This is a genomic window from Variovorax sp. GW821-FHT10C12 (genome assembly GCF_059415405.1).
The window spans coordinates 89,417-105,854 of the sequence record NZ_JBWKNE010000002.1 but is presented as its reverse complement, the minus strand read 5'-3'; the positions used below and the strand labels follow the sequence as shown (position 1 = coordinate 105,854).

Genomic DNA, 16,438 nt, shown 5'->3' with positions numbered 1-16,438 from the left:
CCTTAGCCGGCGATCGCGCCGATTTGCAGTTCGGTGAACTGCTGGCGATGGCCTTGACGTTTCTGATAGTGCTTGCGACGGCGCATCTTGAAGATGCCGACCTTGTCGTGCTTGCCGTGCGACAGTACCGTGACTGTCACCGTTGCGCCGGACACCAGGGGCGTACCAACCTTGATTTCAGCGCCGTTTCCGACAGCCAGAACCTGGTCGATCACGATTTCCTGGCCTACGTCCGCAGCAATCTGTTCTACTTTAATTTTTTCGCCGGAAGCAACGCGATATTGCTTGCCGCCGGTTTTTATGACCGCGTACATGTAAACCTCTTAGAAATGAGTCTCCGCAGCGAATTCCGCAGAGCCCAAGATTATAGCGCGGTTTGCGATCGCTCACCACCCCGACTCTGAGACACGCCTGGGATTCGTGCACGGCTCCCTATAATTCCGGCGTTCCGGCCCCCAGGGTCGCCCTCATCTTCGCAGCGCCCCGCGCCTTCGCTTTGCCAGTTCCCGCCGCCGACACCTCCCCCACCGCCACCGTGCTGGACCTGATTGCCGGCGACATGGTCGAAGTCGACCGTGTGATCGCCCAACGCCTCAACACTGGCGTCCCGCTGGTCAGCCAAGTTTCGCAATACATCATCTCGGCGGGCGGCAAGCGGCTGCGGCCGGCGCTGCTACTGCTCATGGCAGGCGCACTCGGCTACACCGGCGACCAACGCTTCAATCTAGCAGCTGTGGTGGAGTTCATCCACACCGCCACCCTGCTGCACGACGACGTGGTCGACGAATCGACCCTGCGCCGGGGCCGCGCCACCGCCAACGAATCCTTCGGCAACCCCGCCAGCGTGCTGGTGGGCGACTTCCTGTACTCGCGCGCCTTCCAGATGATGTTGGATGCAAACAACATGCGCATCATGCAGATTCTGGCCGAAGCGACCAACGTGATCGCGGAAGGCGAAGTGCTGCAGTTGATGAACATGCACGACGCCTCGCTGGACGAAGCGGCGTACCTGCGAGTGATCCGCTCCAAGACCGCCAAACTCTTCGAGGCGAGCACTCGGCTGGCAGCCGTGCTGGCCGACACCACGCCCGAAGTCGAAGAAGCCTGCGCCACTTACGGGCAAGCACTGGGCACCGCCTTTCAAGTGATCGACGACGTACTCGACTACGCGGGCGACGCTCAGGAAACCGGAAAGAACGTCGGCGACGACCTGCGCGAAGGCAAGACCACCTTGCCGCTGATCTTCGCCATGCAGCGCGGCACCCCGGAACAGAGCGCACTGGTGCGCGCCGCCATCGAGGCCGGCGACACTGCCCAGCTGGGAAAAATCGTCGAGATCGTTCGCGAAACGGGCGCACTGGAAGCCTCGCGTGCAGCGGCCGCTGCAGAGGCCGAACGCGCAATTCATGCATTGCGCGACCTTCCGTCGAATTTGCACGCTTCAGGTTTGCTACAATTAGCGGCTCAGTTGCTTGAGCGACGTGCCTGAAACACCTCCACAGAGTTGGCATCTAGGACGAGTTCTTTTTCTTGCAACCAATCGGGGTGTAGCTTAGCCTGGTAGAGCGCTACGTTCGGGACGTAGAGGCCGGAGGTTCGAATCCTCTCACCCCGACCAGTTTTTCTCGACTGGTCCAGTTAATGTCAGCTCCTGTTGCTGTGTAACGATTTACAGCACAGGCGTGTTCAGCGATGATCGTGAAGCACTTTTTCACATCTTTTGCATTCGCTGAATGGCCGCTGCCGAAATTCCCGTTAAAGAAACTACGCAGATCGCCCTTCCCGGCCTGGCGCGCGCCTTGGTGTCCGCCGGCAAGCTTGCAGCGAAATCAGCCGAAGATATCTATCAGAAGTCGCTGAGCGGGCGCACCAGCTTCATCGCCGAACTGACCGGCACGGGTGCCGTCTCAGCCGCGGACCTCGCCCACACCCTGTCGAGCGCTTTCGGCGCCCCACTGCTCGACCTCGATGCCATCGATCACCAGCGCCTGCCCAAGGACCTGCTCGATCCGAAGCTCTGCCATGCGTACCGCATCGTCGTTCTCAGCAAACGCAACAACCGCCTGATCGTCGCAACGGCCGACCCATCGGACCAACAGGCTGCTGAAAAAATCAAGTTCGCCTCGCAGATGGGCGTGGACTGGGTCATTGCGGAGTACGACAAGCTCTCTCGCATGATCGAGGCCGCTGCGGTCAGCGCGGCGGAGTCCATCAACAGCATCGTCGGCGCCGAGTTCGAGTTCGACGATGTCACGGCCGACACCTCGGGCGACGCCAACGAACAGGCCATCGCCGAAGTCGAAGACGCACCCGTGGTGCGCTTCCTGCACAAGATGCTGCTCGACGCCGTGAGCATGCGGGCCTCGGACATCCATTTCGAGCCCTACGAACACCACTATCGGGTGCGCTTCCGGGTCGACGGCGAACTGCGCGAAATCGCCTCCCCGCCCACGGTCATCAAGGACAAGCTGGCCTCTCGCATCAAGGTCATTTCCCGACTCGACATCTCGGAAAAACGCGTGCCGCAAGACGGCCGCATGAAGCTCAAGATCGGTCCCGACCGCGTGATCGACTTCCGCGTGAGCACGCTGCCCACGCTGTTCGGCGAGAAGATCGTCGTGCGTATCCTGGACCCGAGCAGCGCGCGCATGGGCATCGACGCCCTGGGCTACGACGCCGACGAAAAGGAACGGCTCCTCCACGCCATCGGCCGCCCGTACGGCATGGTGCTGGTGACCGGCCCTACGGGCTCGGGCAAGACCGTGTCGCTGTACACCTGCCTGAACCTGCTCAACCAGCCGGGCGTCAACATCGCGACGGCGGAAGACCCGTCGGAAATCAACCTGCCTGGCGTCAACCAGGTCAACGTCAACGAGAAGGCCGGCCTCACCTTCGCGGCGGCGCTGCGCGCCTTCCTGCGGCAGGATCCCGACATCATCATGGTCGGCGAAATCCGCGACCTCGAAACCGCCGACATCTCGATCAAGGCCGCGCAAACGGGTCACCTGGTGCTGTCGACGCTGCACACCAACGACGCCCCGACCACCCTCACGCGCATGCGCAACATGGGCATCGCGCCGTTCAACATCGCATCGAGCGTGATCCTGATCACTGCGCAACGCCTCGCGCGCCGGCTGTGCATGCTGTGCCGCGCGCCGATCGATATCCCGCGTGAAGCCCTGCTCGAAGCCGGCTTCAACGAGGAAGACATCAACGGCACCTGGAAGCCCTACCGCCCGGTCGGATGCGCCGCCTGCAGCGGCGGCTACAAGGGCCGGGTCGGCATCTACCAGGTGATGCCGATTTCGGAAGCCATCCAGGAAATCATCCTGCGCGATGGCAGCGCACTGGACATCGCGAACCAATCCGAAGCCGAAGGCGTGCGCTCGCTGCGCCAGTCCGGCCTTCGCAAAGTCATGCAGGGCCTCACTTCGCTCGAAGAAGTCGTGGCCTGCACCAACCTATAACGAACACACTGAACCGGAGATCGAATGGCAACAGTGGCACCCTCCCGCTCGCAGGTCACACACAAGGAATTCGTCTTCGAATGGGAAGGCAAGGACCGTAACGGCAAGCTGGTGCGCGGCGAGCTTCGCGCCGCCGGGGAAAACCAGGTGCAGGCGGCACTGCGTCGCCAGGGCGTGCTGGCGTCCAAGATCAAGAAGCGCCGCATGCGCTCGGGCAAGGCGATCAAGCCCAAGGACATCGCCATCTTCACGCGCCAACTTGCGACCATGATGAAGGCCGGCGTGCCGTTGCTGCAGTCCTTCGACATCGTGGGTCGTGGCAACGCGAACGCGAGTGTCGCCAAGCTGCTGAACGACATCCGCAGTGATGTCGAGACCGGCACCTCGCTGTCGGCCGCGTTCCGCAAGTTTCCGAAGTATTTCGACAACCTCTACTGCAACCTGGTGGAAGCCGGTGAGGCGGCCGGTATTCTGGAAGACCTGCTCGACCGCCTGGCCACCTACATGGAAAAGACCGAGGCAATCAAGTCGAAGATCAAGTCGGCACTGATGTACCCGACCTCGGTGGTCGTCGTGGCCTTCATCGTGGTGGCGATCATCATGATCTTCGTGATTCCCGCGTTCAAGGAGGTGTTCACCTCGTTCGGTGCCGACCTGCCCGCGCCGACGCTGATCGTGATGGGAATCAGCGAGTTCTTCGTTTCCTACTGGTGGTTGATCTTCGGCGTACTCGGTGGCGGCATCTACTTCTTCCTTCAGGCCTGGAAACGCAACGAGCGCGTCCAGAAGGTCATGGACCGCCTGTTGCTGCGCCTCCCCATCTTTGGCACGTTGATCGAGAAATCTTGCGTGGCCCGCTGGACCCGTACGCTCGCCACCATGTTCGCGGCCGGCGTGCCACTGGTGGAGGCCCTCGACTCCGTGGGCGGTGCCTCGGGCAACTCGGTGTACGGCGACGCCACGGCCAAGATCCAGCAGGAAGTCTCGACCGGCACCAGCCTGACGACGGCCATGACCAACGTCAACCTGTTCCCCTCGATGGTGATCCAGATGACCGCCATCGGTGAGGAGTCGGGCTCGATCGACCACATGCTCGGCAAGGCTGCGGACTTCTACGAGTCCGAAGTCGACGACATGGTCGCCGGCCTCTCCAGCTTGATGGAGCCCATCATCATCGTGTTCCTCGGTGTCATCATCGGTGGCATCGTGGTGTCGATGTACCTGCCCATCTTCAAGCTCGGCCAGGTCGTCTGATGCTGGTGTCGCAAGGATTCGACACCGCGCTGGCCGGTGTGCTGGGGCTATTGGTCGGCAGTTTTCTGAACGTGGTGGTCTACCGTACCCCGGTCATGATGTACCGGGGCTGGCTGAGCGATGCGGTCGCCAACCTCATGTCCTCAAAGGACATGCCATCGCTCTGGTCGCTGGTCTTCGGCCCGAAGGCGATGCCGCCCGCGGGCCTCGAAGCGGCGGCGGACAAGGCGGCCGAAGCCCTCGAGAAGCTGCCGCCTTTCGACCTGTCGCGCCCTGCGTCGCGGTGCGGTGCCTGCGGTCACAAGATTCGCTGGTACCAGAACATCCCCGTCCTGAGCTACCTGTTGCTGCGCGGCCGGTGCGCCAACTGCAAGACCTCGATCAGCCCCCGTTACCCCCTCGTCGAGCTGATCACCGGTGCGCTGTTTGCCCTGTGCGCACATCGCTTCGGCATCACCCCGACGGGCGCGCTCTGGGCGGCCTTCGGCGCCCTGCTGATCTGCCAGTTCCTCATCGACTTCGACACCCAGTTCCTGCCCGATGCATTGAACTACCCACTGCTTTGGCTAGGCCTGGTCGGCGCCGCCCTGGGCTGGACCGGCGTCAGCCTGAACACCGCGGTCTGGGGCGCCGTGTTCGGCTACCTGAGCCTGTGGCTTGTGTACCATGCCTACCGCCTGGCCACAGGCAAGGAAGGCATGGGACATGGGGACTTCAAACTGCTCGCCGCATTGGGTGCCTGGCTCGGCGCCGACTACCTCATCGCGATCATCCTCGTCTCCTCGGTGGTGGGCGCCGTGATCGGCCTCACGCTGCGCTTTGCCGGCAAGCTGGCCCACAAGGACATTCCCATCGCCTTCGGCCCCTTCCTGGCCGGTGCCGGCCTGATCTGCCTCGTGGCCGGTCCCGCCGTCGTGAAGCAGTGGATCCCCTTCGCCTTCCCCTTCGGGGCCCTGGCGCTCTAGGAACAGCAGCAGCATGGCGATGAAACGCATCGGCCTGACCGGCGGCATCGGCAGCGGCAAGAGCACGGTCGCGTCGCTGCTGGTGGCTGAAGGGGCGGTGCTGGTCGACACCGACGCCATCGCACGCAGCATCGCGCAGGCCGGCGGCATCGCGATGCCCGCCATCGAGGCCGCATTCGGCGCCTCGGTCATCGCGCCCGACGGCGGCCTCGACCGGGCTGCCATGCGCCAGCTCGTGTTCACCGATGCGGGCGCCAAGGCCCGCCTCGAAGCCATCCTGCACCCGCTGATCGGCACCGAGACCCAGCGCCAGGCCGCCGCGGCCGGCAACGACGCCGTCGTCGTGTTCGACGTGCCCTTGCTGGTTGAATCCGGCCGCTGGCGCGCCCTCGTAGACCGCGTGCTGGTGGTCGATGCCCGCGAAGACACGCAGCTGCAGCGTGTGGTCGCACGCTCGGGATGGGAGCCCGAAGCCGTGCGCGCCGTGATCGCCCAGCAGGCCCCGCGCAAGGCACGCCGGGCCGCCGCCGACGCCGTGATTTACAACGAGTCACTGACGCTCGCGGAACTGGGCACCGAGGTGCGGGGTCTCTGGAAGCTGTGGGCCGCGGCCACCACGCGATAATCGGAGACCAGCCGCCCCGGCGGCTCTATAACGATTACGACAAAAAGGCGCTCGCCACTGCAGTGCCCTCCCCGAGATGCTTTTCAACTCGTATCCCTTCATTTTTGTCTATTTCCCGCTGGTCCTGATCGGGTTCTTCCTGATCGGCAAGCGCAACACCCGCGCCGCCGCCGGCTTCCTCGGACTGGCCTCGTTGTTCTTCTATGGCTGGTGGAGCATGCAGGCCCTGCCGCTGCTGCTGGGCTCCATCTGCGTCAACTACTGGTTCGGCCTGCAGCTGACACCCGCGCCGGGCCGCAACGAACGCAAGCGCAAGACGCTGCTGATCACCGCGCTGGTGATCAACCTGGGCGTGCTCGCCGTCTTCAAGTACGCCAATTTCTTCCTGGAAAACGTCGACGCCGGGCTGGTCGCGGCGGGTCTCACACCGATCGATCTGGTGCACATCGTGCTGCCGATCGGCATCTCGTTCTATACCTTCACGCAGATCGCCTTTTTGGTCGACTGCTGGCAGGGCAAGGTGCACGAGCGCAGCTTCATCCACTACATGCTGTTCGTCACCTACTTCCCGCACCTGATCGCGGGCCCGGTGCTTCACCACGCGCAGATGATGCCGCAGTTCAACAGCCCGGCGACCTACAGGTTCAACGCCAGCAACGTGGCGCTCGGGCTGGGCATCTTCGTCTTTGGCCTGGCCAAGAAGATGCTGATCGCCGACCCGCTCGGTCAGTACGCCGACATGATGTTCAAGGGCGTGCACGAGGGCGTGCTGCCCTCCCTGTACACCGCGTGGTTCGGAGTGCTGGCCTACACGCTGCAGATCTATTTCGACTTCTCGGGCTACTCCGACATGGCGGTCGGCCTGTCGCTGTGCCTGGGCGTGCAACTGCCACTCAATTTCCGCTCGCCCTACAAGTCGACCAACATGATCGAGTTCTGGCGCCGCTGGCACATCTCGCTGTCGACCTTCCTGCGTGACTACCTCTACGTGCCGCTCGGCGGCAACCGCAAGGGCCCGGCACGCCGCTACCTCAACCTTTTCCTGACGATGCTGCTTGGCGGCCTGTGGCACGGTGCCGCATGGACCTTCGTGATCTGGGGCGCGCTGCATGGCGCCTACCTGATGGTCAATCATTTCTGGAACGCCAAGGTGCGCCGCGGCAACACCAAGACCACCTGGTACGGCCGCGTGATCGGCTGGTTCATCACCTTCCTGTGCGTGATGATCGCCTGGGTCGTGTTCCGCGCCGACAGCATGACGGCCGCCATCGAGATCTACAAGGGCATGCTCGGCCTGCACGGCGCCCCCGTGTCGGCCTTCAGCGAGTTCCGCGTTCCGTTCCGCAAGCCCGAATTCTTCCAGACCATCCTCGTGGGCCTCGTGATCTGCCTGGCGCTGCCACCAACGATCACCCTCGACCGCTGGATTCCGAACGTCGCCGGCCTGGCCGGGCGACCCCGCCTGCAACGCCTGGCCACATGGGTCACCGGACTGGGCTGCGTCTATCTTTTCGGTCTGTGCGTGTCGAAGTTCGGCAGCTACAGCCCGTTCCTCTATTTCCAGTTCTGACATGGAAGACACGAAATCGGCCAAGGCCTGGCTCCGCATCTTCGCCGCCGGCTACCTGGTGTGCTGCGCCCTGCTGGTCGTCAGCCTCTTCACGCCCATTCCGTACGGCGACCTGACCCGCATCGGTCGCATCTCGGAGCAAGAGTTCGGCTGGCACGCCCCGCCGCCCCCGATCCCGGACGCCAACGTCAAGACGTGGCCGATCCAGGAATCCGACATCCTGGTGATCGGCGACAGCTTCTCGGTGCGCTACGTCTGGCAATCGGTGCTCGTGGGCGCCGGCTACAAGCTCACCACCACGCATTGGGACAACACCGGCCCGCTGTGCGAGGACTTCTCGAGCTGGCTCGAAAAGTCCGGCTTCAAGGGCAAGGTCGTCATCGTCGAAAGCATCGAGCGCCTGCTCGAAGACCGCATCGAGAAGTCCGCGGCCTGCAAGACCATGAAGCACGCCTTCAAGCCGACCCCGCCGCCCGGCGAGAATCCGTCCAAACCGGCCCCCGGCTTCCAGCTCAACTGGGACGCCCAGTTGCTCAGCGGCTGGTTCACCTATCACAACACCCGCGCCATCCTGCGCTCCGACAACTGGACCAACACCCCCGAGCACTGGGGCCCGCTGATCGACGCGCGCAAGGTGCCCGACGGCTGCAAGCAGTTCAGCCACCGCGCGTGCGACAAGCTGTTGGTGACCGCCGAAGACCGCGTCAACGCCCCGTTGTCGGTCGAGTCGGCGCGCTTCATGAAACGCTTCGAGAGCAGCGCCACGCCCTACAAGGTGGTGTGGATGGTCGTGCCCAACAAGAGCACCGTCTATTTGCAACAAAACCATGCCGACGCGTTCAGGGCCGAGTTCAACCCGCAAAATATCGGGCCGGACCTGTTCGATCTTGCGGAGAAAAACCGCTTCAAGATGACGGATCTCTTCCCCGCAAACGAGACCCACGTCTCGACCCAGGGTTACATTCTTTTCGGCCAGCGTATGCTGGAGGCTGTGCGTGAGGTGCTGCCGGCACCAATTGCAAAATCGCAATGAGCTCGAGAACCTGATCTGAAAAGCCGATACGCGTGATCCTCTACGAGTACCCCTTCAACGAGCGCACCCGCACCTACCTGCGGTTGGAGCACCTCTTCCGCCGGCTCGGAGAACTGGTGCCCTCCGAATCGCCGCTGTCCCATCACTACGCCTTGGTCACGATCTTCGAGATCATGGACGTGGCCGCGCGGGCCGATCTCAAGGCCGACGTCATGCGCGACCTCGACAAGCACAAGAACGTGTTCAACGGCTACCGGGGCAATCCGGCCATCGCCGAAGCCGTGCTCGACCAGGTGGTCGGCCAGCTCGAGCGCAACTTCACCACGCTGAACGGCGTGGCGGGCAAGGCCGGCCAGGCGCTGACGGAAAACGAGTGGCTCATGAGCATCCGCAGCCGCGCCGGCATTCCGGGCGGGACCTGCGAGTTCGACCTGCCCGCCTATTTCGCCTGGCAACACCGCCCGGCCGCCAGTCGCCGCGCCGACCTCGAGCGCTGGTCGAACACCCTGTCTCCGCTGGCCTCGTCGATCTATCTGCTGCTCAAGCTGCTGCGCGACGCCGACGTGCCCTACAAGGTGATCGCGACCAACGGCCAGTTCCAGCAGAACCTGCCGCAAGGCCGCAGCTTCCAGTTGCTACGCCTGCGCATCGACCCGAAGCTGGGTCTCATCCCCGAAATCAGCGGCAACCGTCTCATGGTGTCCGTGCGCCTCATGCGGCACGACAAGGACGATCGCCTTCATCCAAGCTCGGATGACGCGCCTTTCGAGCTGACCCTCTGCGCATGACCGAGGTGAACGACAAGGGCGAGCGGATCGTCCGTTGCCCCACGTGCGGCGGCGACAGCGTCTATGCGCCAAGCAACAGCTACCGACCGTTTTGCAGCGCGCGCTGCAAAGGCATCGACCTGGGGGCCTGGGCCAGCGAAGAGTTCCGGATGCCGACCGAGGCCCCGCCCGACGACGATCCCTTCGGCGACCCGAAGGTCCAATAGGCAAGCCGCGCGGAGTTACTTGCTGCCCGCGCTCTCGTCCAGCAGTGCCGGATCCATGTAGGTCGCAAAGCTGCGCGCATAGCGCGGACGAAGGTGACCGATGTCCTTGTACGCCGGCGAACCGTCGTCCGGCATGCTGCGGATGCACTGACCCTCGGCACACAGGCTGGCGAACGGCTCAATCACCTGCGCGCCATTGGCTTCGGCCACCTGCTTCAGCCGCGCATTGAACTGCGCCTGGTCTTCCGGCAACGGCGCCTTGCCTTGTTCGCTGACGCGCATCCTGCCCAACCGGCTGCCCTCGATCTGCTTGAGCGGATCGAAATCCATGCCGACCGGATTGCCGAGCACCAGGTAGACCTTCTTTTCCGCCGCCGACAGGCGCTTCAACACCTTGCCCAGCGACTGGAGCGCCAGATCGACGCCATCCCCGTTCAGGAACGGATGCACGACCTTCTTGTCATCGACGAAATAGTTCACCGCGGGTCCGACGCCAGTGAAGTAGCAGCTCCAGCAGGCCCCCAGCACCACTGAATCGATTTCTGGCGTGAGCGCCAGATCGAGCACGGCCGCGCGCCGCGCGTCGCAGGCCGTGTCGGCATCGCTGAACAGGCCCGGCACCGGCGGGCACGAACCCTTGGTCGCAAAGTACACCGTGCGGGCCTTGTCGGGCTGCGTGCGCACCAGCTCGAGTGCGCGCGGCGCATATTGCTCGACATGGCTGTCGCCGATCAGCAGCACGTTCTGTTTGCCATTGCCGGTGCGGTAGACGAACTGGCCACCGAGCGCAGATTCCTCGAAGCCCCCGTAGTAGTTGTCTTCGCGCGTCGCGTCGGCCACGGCCTGCAGTGCCTGGCTGTCGTGGCGCGGCTTTGGCGTGCCCAGGAACACAACCACGCCGACCAGCGCCAGCGCCGCACCGCCGGCGGCCAACCCGCGCAGCATGCCCTGCGAGAGGTGCAGCTTGACAAAGCGCTCCACGAAACGGTACGTGGCCCAGGCCAGGACAACAGAAGCCACCACCATCGCGATGCGCACCTGCAGCGAAGGCTCGCCGCCCGCGACGATGCGCGCATACGAAAGCAGCGGCCAGTGCCACAGGTACAACGGGTAGCTGATGAGGCCGACCCACACCATCACACGGTTCGACAGCAGGTACTTGTTCAGCACGCCGTTCGGGCCCGCCGCGATGCAGCTCACCGCGCCGAGCACCGGCAACAACGCCCACCAGCCGGGAAACGCCTTGGTGCTGCGGGTCATGAAAAGGCCCAACACGATCAGGCCCAGACCGACCACCGACTGCACATGCTTCAGCATCGGCCGCGAATCCACCGATGTCGACGTCGACTGAAGGCGCATGACCGCCAGCAGACCGCCGGCCATCAGCTCCCACGCGCGCGACAGTGGCGAATAGAACGCCGCGGCGCGGTACGGCTGCACCGTGAGCACATTGACCAGGAAGGATATGACGGCCACCGCCAGCGTCACCCGCAGGATCGGCCAGCGCTTGCGCCAGGCCAACCCCAGCAGCAGCGGCCAGAAGATGTAGAACTGCTCCTCGATCCCCAGCGACCACAGGTGCAACAGCGGTTTGGTCTCCGCCGTGGCATCGAAGTACCCCGCTTCACCGAGGAACACCAGGTTGGCGAAGAAAGCAGCCCCACCGGTGGTCTGCTTGCCCAGTTGAGAGAACTCCCCGGGCAGCAGCACGTACCAGCCGAACGCCAGCGTGGCGAGCAGCACCAGCAGCAGCGCGGGAAAGATGCGCCGGATGCGCCGCGCGTAGAAGTCGCTGTAGGTGAAGTCGGCGGCCGCGAGACTCTGGAGAAGGATGGTCGTGATCAGGAAGCCCGAAATCACGAAGAAGACGTCGACCCCGATGAAGCCGCCGGGCAGCAGGCTCGGAAAGGCGTGGTACGCCAGCACCGAGCCCACCGCGATGGCGCGCAGGCCGTCAATGTCCGGGCGGTACTTGGGATGCATCGTCGGTACGGCAGGCTCGCTCAGCGCGCCGGCTGCTGCGCGGCGACCGGTGCGCTGCGCACCGTGCGGTCGAAATAGCTCGCCTCTTCCCGGGTGTAGCGCGGACGCAGGTGATCAGCGTCCTTGTACGCGGGCGCGCCGTCGGACAGCGTGCGCAGGCACTGGTCGTTCTTGCACAGCACCGCCATGGCGTCGATCGGCTCCGCCCCGCTCGCCTGCGCGATGGCGCGCAACCGGTCGTTGAGCTGCTTCTGATCGGCCGGCAGCGGCGTGGTCGGGGTCGAGGTCATGGCCTCCATGTGCGTCAGGCGACTGCCTTCGATCAGCCGCTTGGGCGTGAACTCCGGGCCGCCGGGGTTGTCGAGCAGCAGGTAGACCTTCTTGTGCCGCGCGAGTTCGCGCAACGTGAACTCCATCGAAGCCAGGGAACGCTCGATGCCGTCACCGTTCTGGAACGGATGGCGCTTGTTGTCGGCGTCGCGGAAGTAGTAGTCCAACGCGCCTTGACCGATGAAATAGCAGTTCCAGCAACCGCCGATCACCACCGAGTCGACCTCGGGGCCCATGGCGTAGGCCAGCATGGCATCGCGCCGTTCGGCGCAGCCGATGTTCTTGTCTGCATGCACGCCCAGCACGGCCGGGCAAGCGCCCTGGGTCACGAACCAGGCCGACTTGTCTGGCATCGACGACGTGCGGGCCAGTTCCATCACGCGCGGTGCGTACTGCTGCACGTGACTGTCACCCAGGAACAGCACACGTTTCGGGCCACCGCCGACCTTGTAGACCAGTTGCTCGCCGATCTGATCGAGCTTGAAGCCCTCGTAGTAATCGGCGTCCAGCGTGGCGTTGGCCACAACCTGCAGCCGATCGCTGTTGTTGCGCGGCTCCGGCACGCCAAAGAAGATCGCAGTGCCCGCAGCGGCCACCAACACCATGCCCGCGCCCAGCGTCTTGAGCGTTCCCGCGCCGGGCCGGTTGCGAGCAAAGCGCTCGACGAAGCGATAGGTCGCCCATGCAAGCAGCACGCTCGCCACCATCGCGCCGGCGCGATAGACCGGCGACGGGTGCAGCGGATCGGCTTCCACGATGCGCACGAAGGCCAGCAGCGGCCAGTGCCACAGGTACAACGGGTAGCTGATCAGGCCGATCCACACCATCACGCGGTTCGACAGCAGGTACTTGTTCAGCACACCGCTCGGCCCCGCGGCGATGCAGCTCACCGCACCCAGCGTCGGCAGCAGCGCCCACCAGCCAGGGAACGCCTTGTTGCTGCGGATCATCACCAGCCCGAGCACGATCAAGCCCACGCCCAGCACCGACTGCACGTGGCTTCGCCACGCATTCGGTGCCGGCGGTTTCAGGCGCATGCAGGCCAGGATGCCGCCGACCATCAGCTCCCAGAAACGGGAGGCCGGTGAATAGAACGACGCTGCGGGCAGCGGATGCACGGTCGTCACGTTGATCAGGAACGACACCGCCGCCACCGCCAGCACCACGCGCACGATCGGCCAGCCCTTGCGCCATGCCAGCCCCAGCAGCAGCGGCCAGAAGATGTAGAACTGCTCCTCGATGCCCAGCGACCACAGATGCAGCAGCGGCTTGGTTTCGGCCGCCGTATCGAAATAGCCCGATTCGCCCCAGAACACCAGGTTGGCGACGAAGGCCGTCCCCCCCACGGTCTGCTTGCCGAGTTCCGCGAACTCGTCGGACAGCAGCAGGTACCAGCCTGCGCACAAGGTCGCCAGCAGCACCACGATCAAGGCCGGAAAGATCCGGCGGATGCGGCGTGCGTAGAAGTCGCGGTAGGTGAAATCACCCGCCGCGAGGCTTTGCAGGATGATGGTCGTGATCAGGAAGCCCGAGATCACGAAGAAGATGTCGACCCCGATGAAGCCGCCCATCAGCGCAGTCGGGAACGCGTGGTACACCAGCACGGCACCCACCGCAATGGCACGCAGGCCGTCGATATCCGGACGGTACTTCGGATGCATCAATCGGTCAGTGGGCCGGCGCAACGACCGGCGGCGGCACGAACGGCAGACCGCGCTCGTCCGACAGCCACTGCAGCACAGGGAATGCACCCGGCAGCACCGGCGCCACCTCCAGCGGCAGCTGCTGCCAGGCCATGGCCTGGCTCTCGCGCATTTCGAATTCGCCGGTCCAGTCCGTCACCTTGCACCAGTGCAGGCGCACCAGCGCATGCGGGTAGTCGTGCTCGGTGACCTTCCAGACCTCGGCACCGCCGATGGTGACGCCCAGCTCTTCCTGCAACTCGCGGCGCAGGGCTTCTTCGACCGTTTCACCGGCTTCGATCTTGCCGCCCGGGAACTCCCAGTAGCCCGCATAGGCCTTGCCTTCAGGCCGCGTGGTGAGCAACAACGCATCGTCGGCCAGCCGGATCAGCACGCCGACGGCCACTTCGGTGTGCTTGCGTGCCGTCTCACTCACGCGCCGGCCCGCCCTGCGTAGTCGCGCGCGAACTGGTAGGCCACGCGGCCGCTGCGCGAGCCGCGCTCGAGCGCCCACACGAGCGCCTCGGGCCGCGCCGCCGCGATGGCCGCGTCGTCGACGCCGAACGACGAGAGCCACTGGCCCACGATCGTCAGGTATTCGTTCTGGCTGAAGGGGTAGAAGCTCACCCAGAGGCCGAAGCGCTCCGACAGCGAGATCTTCTCTTCGATCACTTCGCCCGGATGCACCTCGCCGTCGTCCGTGTGCTTGTACGTGAGGTTGTCCTTCATGTACTCGGGCAGCAGGTGGCGTCGGTTGCTGGTCGCGTAGATCAGCACGTTGGGCGTCGAGGCGGCAATCGATCCGTCCAGGATCGACTTGAGCGCCTTGTAGCCCGGCTCGCCCTCGTCGAAGCTCAGGTCGTCGCTGAAGACGATGAACTTCTCGGGACGCTGCGACACCACCTCGACGATGTCGGGCAGGTCGGTGAGTTCGGCCTTGTCGACCTCGATCAGGCGCAGGCCCTGCGGCGCGTAGGCCTGCAGGCAGGCGCGGATCAGCGACGACTTGCCCGTGCCGCGTGCGCCGGTCAGCAGCACGTTGTTGGCCGGCTTGCCTTCGACGAACTGGCGCGTGTTGCGCTCGATCTTTTCCTTCTGGACGTCGATTTCCCTCAGCGAATCGAGCGCCATCGTGGCCACGTGCTTCACGGGCTCCAGCACGCCATGGCCGGAGTTGCGACGGCGGTAGCGCCAGGCGATGGACGCATTCCAGTCGGGCGGGGCCGACAGCGGCTGCGGCAGGATCGATTCGATGCGGCCGATGAGCTGCTCGGCGCGCTCAATGAGCTTCTGGAACTGCTCGTTCATGACCGGTAGTCGGCGTTGATCGTGACGTACTCGTGGCTGAAATCGCAGGTCCACACGGTGTCGCTGGCAGTGCCGCGGCCCAGGCCGATGCGTACGGTGATTTCGCTCTGCTTCATCACGCGCTGGCCGTCTTCCTCGCGGTACGACGGATTGCGCCCGCCCTTCACCGCCACATGCACGTCGTCCAGGAACAGGTCGATGCCGGTCTGGTCGAGGTCGGCAATGCCGGCATAGCCGACGGCCGCCAGGATGCGGCCCAGGTTCGGGTCGCTGGCGAAGAAGGCGGTCTTGACCAGCGGCGAATGCGCCACGGCATAAGCCACCTGGCGGCACTCGGCCCCGTCCTTGCCGCCGTCGACCTGGATGGTGATGAACTTGGTCGCGCCTTCGCCGTCGCGCACGATGGCCTGCGCCAGCAGGCGGGCCACGTCGCGCATCGCGGCCACGAGCGCCTGGCCGTCGGCCGAGTCGAGCGAGGTGATGGTCGCGTGCGCGGCCTTCTGCGTGGCGATGACCACGAACGAGTCGTTGGTCGAGGTGTCGCCGTCGATGGTCACGCGGTTGAACGAGGCGTCGGCCAGCTGCGTGGCCAGCGGCTGGATCAGCGCCGGGTCGATCTTCGCGTCGGTCGCCATGAAGCCGAGCATGGTCGCCATGTTCGGACGGATCATGCCGGCGCCCTTGCTGATGCCGGTGACGGTGACGGTGGCACCGCCGATCTGCACCCGGCGGCTGAACGCCTTGGGGATCGTGTCGGTGGTCATGATGCCTTCGGCGGCACGGGCCCAGTTGTTTTCCGACGCGTCGGCCAGCGCGGCCGGCAGGCCGGCTTCGATGCGGTCCACGGGCAGCGGCTCCATGATCACGCCGGTCGAGAACGGCAGGATCTGCTCGGGCGCCAGCTCCAGGTGGCGCGCCAGCGCGATGCAGGTGGAACGCGTGCGCATCAGGCCGTCTTCGCCGGTGCCGGCGTTGGCGTTGCCGGTGTTGATCACCATCGCGCGAATGCCGTAGCTGGCCTTCAGGTGGTCGCGGCAGACCTGCACGGGCGCGGCGCAGAAACGGTTTTGCGTGAACACGCCGCCGACCGCCGAGCCTTCGTCGATCAGCACGACGGTCAGGTCCTTGCGGTTGGCCTTGCGCACGCCGGCTTCGGCCACGCCGATGCGGACGCCGGGCACCGCGAACAGCGCGGCGGGATCGGGAGCGGACAGGTTCACGGGCATG

General features: G+C 64.8%; 15 protein-coding genes and 1 tRNA gene. 10 read left to right on the top strand and 6 right to left on the bottom strand.

Annotation, left to right across the window (positions count from 1 at the left end; all coding sequences use genetic code 11):
- Positions 1-2: 2 nt before the first annotated feature.
- The gene (rplU, locus tag AC07OH_RS13690; protein WP_042578903.1) at positions 3-314 is read right to left on the bottom strand and encodes a 50S ribosomal protein L21; all 312 of its coding nucleotides are present in this window, start codon (positions 312-314) and stop codon (positions 3-5) included.
- A gap of 182 nt (positions 315-496) precedes the next feature.
- Here rplU and AC07OH_RS13685 point away from each other — a divergent pair, with 182 nt between their 5' ends.
- The 10 genes from AC07OH_RS13685 to AC07OH_RS13640 all read left to right on the top strand — a co-directional run bounded on the left by AC07OH_RS13685 (position 497) and on the right by AC07OH_RS13640 (position 9,908).
- Entirely contained in the window at positions 497-1,489 is a 993-nt protein-coding gene (locus AC07OH_RS13685) for a polyprenyl synthetase family protein (protein WP_495301051.1), read from the top strand.
- 52 nt (positions 1,490-1,541) lie between these two features.
- A tRNA-Pro gene (locus AC07OH_RS13680) sits at positions 1,542-1,618 on the top strand.
- A 115-nt stretch (positions 1,619-1,733) separates the two neighbouring features.
- Positions 1,734-3,467 (top strand): type IV-A pilus assembly ATPase PilB, encoded by a 1,734-nt coding sequence (gene pilB, locus AC07OH_RS13675; protein WP_495301050.1) that lies wholly within the window; start codon positions 1,734-1,736, stop codon positions 3,465-3,467.
- 24 nt (positions 3,468-3,491) lie between these two features.
- Complete coding sequence (locus tag AC07OH_RS13670; protein ID WP_495301049.1) at positions 3,492-4,721, top strand: type II secretion system F family protein; 1,230 nt, start codon at positions 3,492-3,494, stop codon at positions 4,719-4,721.
- Positions 4,721-5,686, top strand: a complete 966-nt coding sequence (locus tag AC07OH_RS13665) for a prepilin peptidase (RefSeq protein WP_495301048.1) — start codon at positions 4,721-4,723, stop codon at positions 5,684-5,686. Before AC07OH_RS13670 ends, AC07OH_RS13665 begins: the two co-directional genes overlap by 1 nt.
- 19 nt (positions 5,687-5,705) lie before the next feature.
- A complete protein-coding gene (gene coaE / locus AC07OH_RS13660; protein WP_495301414.1) occupies positions 5,706-6,311 on the top strand; it encodes a dephospho-CoA kinase in 606 nt (201 codons plus the stop codon).
- A 76-nt stretch (positions 6,312-6,387) separates the two neighbouring features.
- Entirely contained in the window at positions 6,388-7,881 is a 1,494-nt protein-coding gene (locus AC07OH_RS13655; RefSeq protein WP_495301047.1) for an MBOAT family O-acyltransferase, read from the top strand.
- A gap of 1 nt (position 7,882) precedes the next feature.
- Positions 7,883-8,914, top strand: coding sequence for a hypothetical protein (locus tag AC07OH_RS13650; protein WP_495301046.1), 1,032 nt, complete (start codon positions 7,883-7,885; stop codon positions 8,912-8,914).
- Between the two features lie 32 nt (positions 8,915-8,946).
- Positions 8,947-9,702: a cell division protein ZapD gene (zapD, locus tag AC07OH_RS13645; protein ID WP_153280312.1), complete on the top strand. Its 756-nt coding sequence runs from the start codon at positions 8,947-8,949 to the stop codon at positions 9,700-9,702.
- On the top strand, positions 9,699-9,908 hold the full coding sequence (locus tag AC07OH_RS13640) for a DNA gyrase inhibitor YacG (protein ID WP_153280313.1): 210 nt from the start codon (positions 9,699-9,701) through the stop codon (positions 9,906-9,908). The genes zapD and AC07OH_RS13640 overlap by 4 nt, the downstream gene beginning before the upstream one ends.
- Positions 9,909-9,923: 15 nt before the next feature.
- Here AC07OH_RS13640 and AC07OH_RS13635 read toward each other — a convergent pair whose 3' ends face one another.
- From AC07OH_RS13635 to argJ, 5 genes are read right to left on the bottom strand one after another with little or no spacing between them, the layout of a single operon-like run.
- A complete protein-coding gene (locus tag AC07OH_RS13635; RefSeq protein WP_495301045.1) occupies positions 9,924-11,891 on the bottom strand; it encodes an acyltransferase family protein in 1,968 nt (655 codons plus the stop codon).
- A gap of 20 nt (positions 11,892-11,911) precedes the next feature.
- On the bottom strand, positions 11,912-13,882 hold the full coding sequence (locus AC07OH_RS13630; RefSeq protein WP_495301044.1) for an acyltransferase family protein: 1,971 nt from the start codon (positions 13,880-13,882) through the stop codon (positions 11,912-11,914).
- Positions 13,883-13,889: 7 nt separating this feature from the next.
- Complete coding sequence (locus AC07OH_RS13625; RefSeq protein WP_495301043.1) at positions 13,890-14,339, bottom strand: NUDIX domain-containing protein; 450 nt, start codon at positions 14,337-14,339, stop codon at positions 13,890-13,892.
- Entirely contained in the window at positions 14,336-15,211 is an 876-nt protein-coding gene (locus AC07OH_RS13620; protein ID WP_489059810.1) for an ATP-binding protein, read from the bottom strand. The genes AC07OH_RS13625 and AC07OH_RS13620 overlap by 4 nt, the downstream gene beginning before the upstream one ends.
- Complete coding sequence (gene argJ, locus AC07OH_RS13615; RefSeq protein ID WP_495301042.1) at positions 15,208-16,437, bottom strand: bifunctional glutamate N-acetyltransferase/amino-acid acetyltransferase ArgJ; 1,230 nt, start codon at positions 16,435-16,437, stop codon at positions 15,208-15,210. The genes AC07OH_RS13620 and argJ overlap by 4 nt, the downstream gene beginning before the upstream one ends.
- Position 16,438 lies beyond the last annotated feature (1 nt).

Bases quoted from the DNA above. Each gene is read 5' to 3' on its own strand.
- AC07OH_RS13635 (WP_495301045.1), bottom strand. From the start codon at position 11,891: ATGCATCCCAAGTACCGCCCGGACATTGACGGCCTGCGCGCCATCGCG.
- argJ (WP_495301042.1), bottom strand. From the start codon at position 16,437: ATGCCCGTGAACCTGTCCGCTCCCGATCCCGCCGCGCTGTTCGCGGTG.
- AC07OH_RS13670 (WP_495301049.1), top strand. From the start codon at position 3,492: ATGGCAACAGTGGCACCCTCCCGCTCGCAGGTCACACACAAGGAATTC.
- AC07OH_RS13655 (WP_495301047.1), top strand. From the start codon at position 6,388: ATGCTTTTCAACTCGTATCCCTTCATTTTTGTCTATTTCCCGCTGGTC.
- AC07OH_RS13630 (WP_495301044.1), bottom strand. From the start codon at position 13,882: ATGCATCCGAAGTACCGTCCGGATATCGACGGCCTGCGTGCCATTGCG.
- AC07OH_RS13640 (WP_153280313.1), top strand. From the start codon at position 9,699: ATGACCGAGGTGAACGACAAGGGCGAGCGGATCGTCCGTTGCCCCACG.
- coaE (WP_495301414.1), top strand. From the start codon at position 5,706: ATGAAACGCATCGGCCTGACCGGCGGCATCGGCAGCGGCAAGAGCACG.
- AC07OH_RS13620 (WP_489059810.1), bottom strand. From the start codon at position 15,211: ATGAACGAGCAGTTCCAGAAGCTCATTGAGCGCGCCGAGCAGCTCATC.
- AC07OH_RS13650 (WP_495301046.1), top strand. From the start codon at position 7,883: ATGGAAGACACGAAATCGGCCAAGGCCTGGCTCCGCATCTTCGCCGCC.
- pilB (WP_495301050.1), top strand. From the start codon at position 1,734: ATGGCCGCTGCCGAAATTCCCGTTAAAGAAACTACGCAGATCGCCCTT.
- rplU (WP_042578903.1), bottom strand. From the start codon at position 314: ATGTACGCGGTCATAAAAACCGGCGGCAAGCAATATCGCGTTGCTTCC.
- AC07OH_RS13665 (WP_495301048.1), top strand. From the start codon at position 4,721: ATGCTGGTGTCGCAAGGATTCGACACCGCGCTGGCCGGTGTGCTGGGG.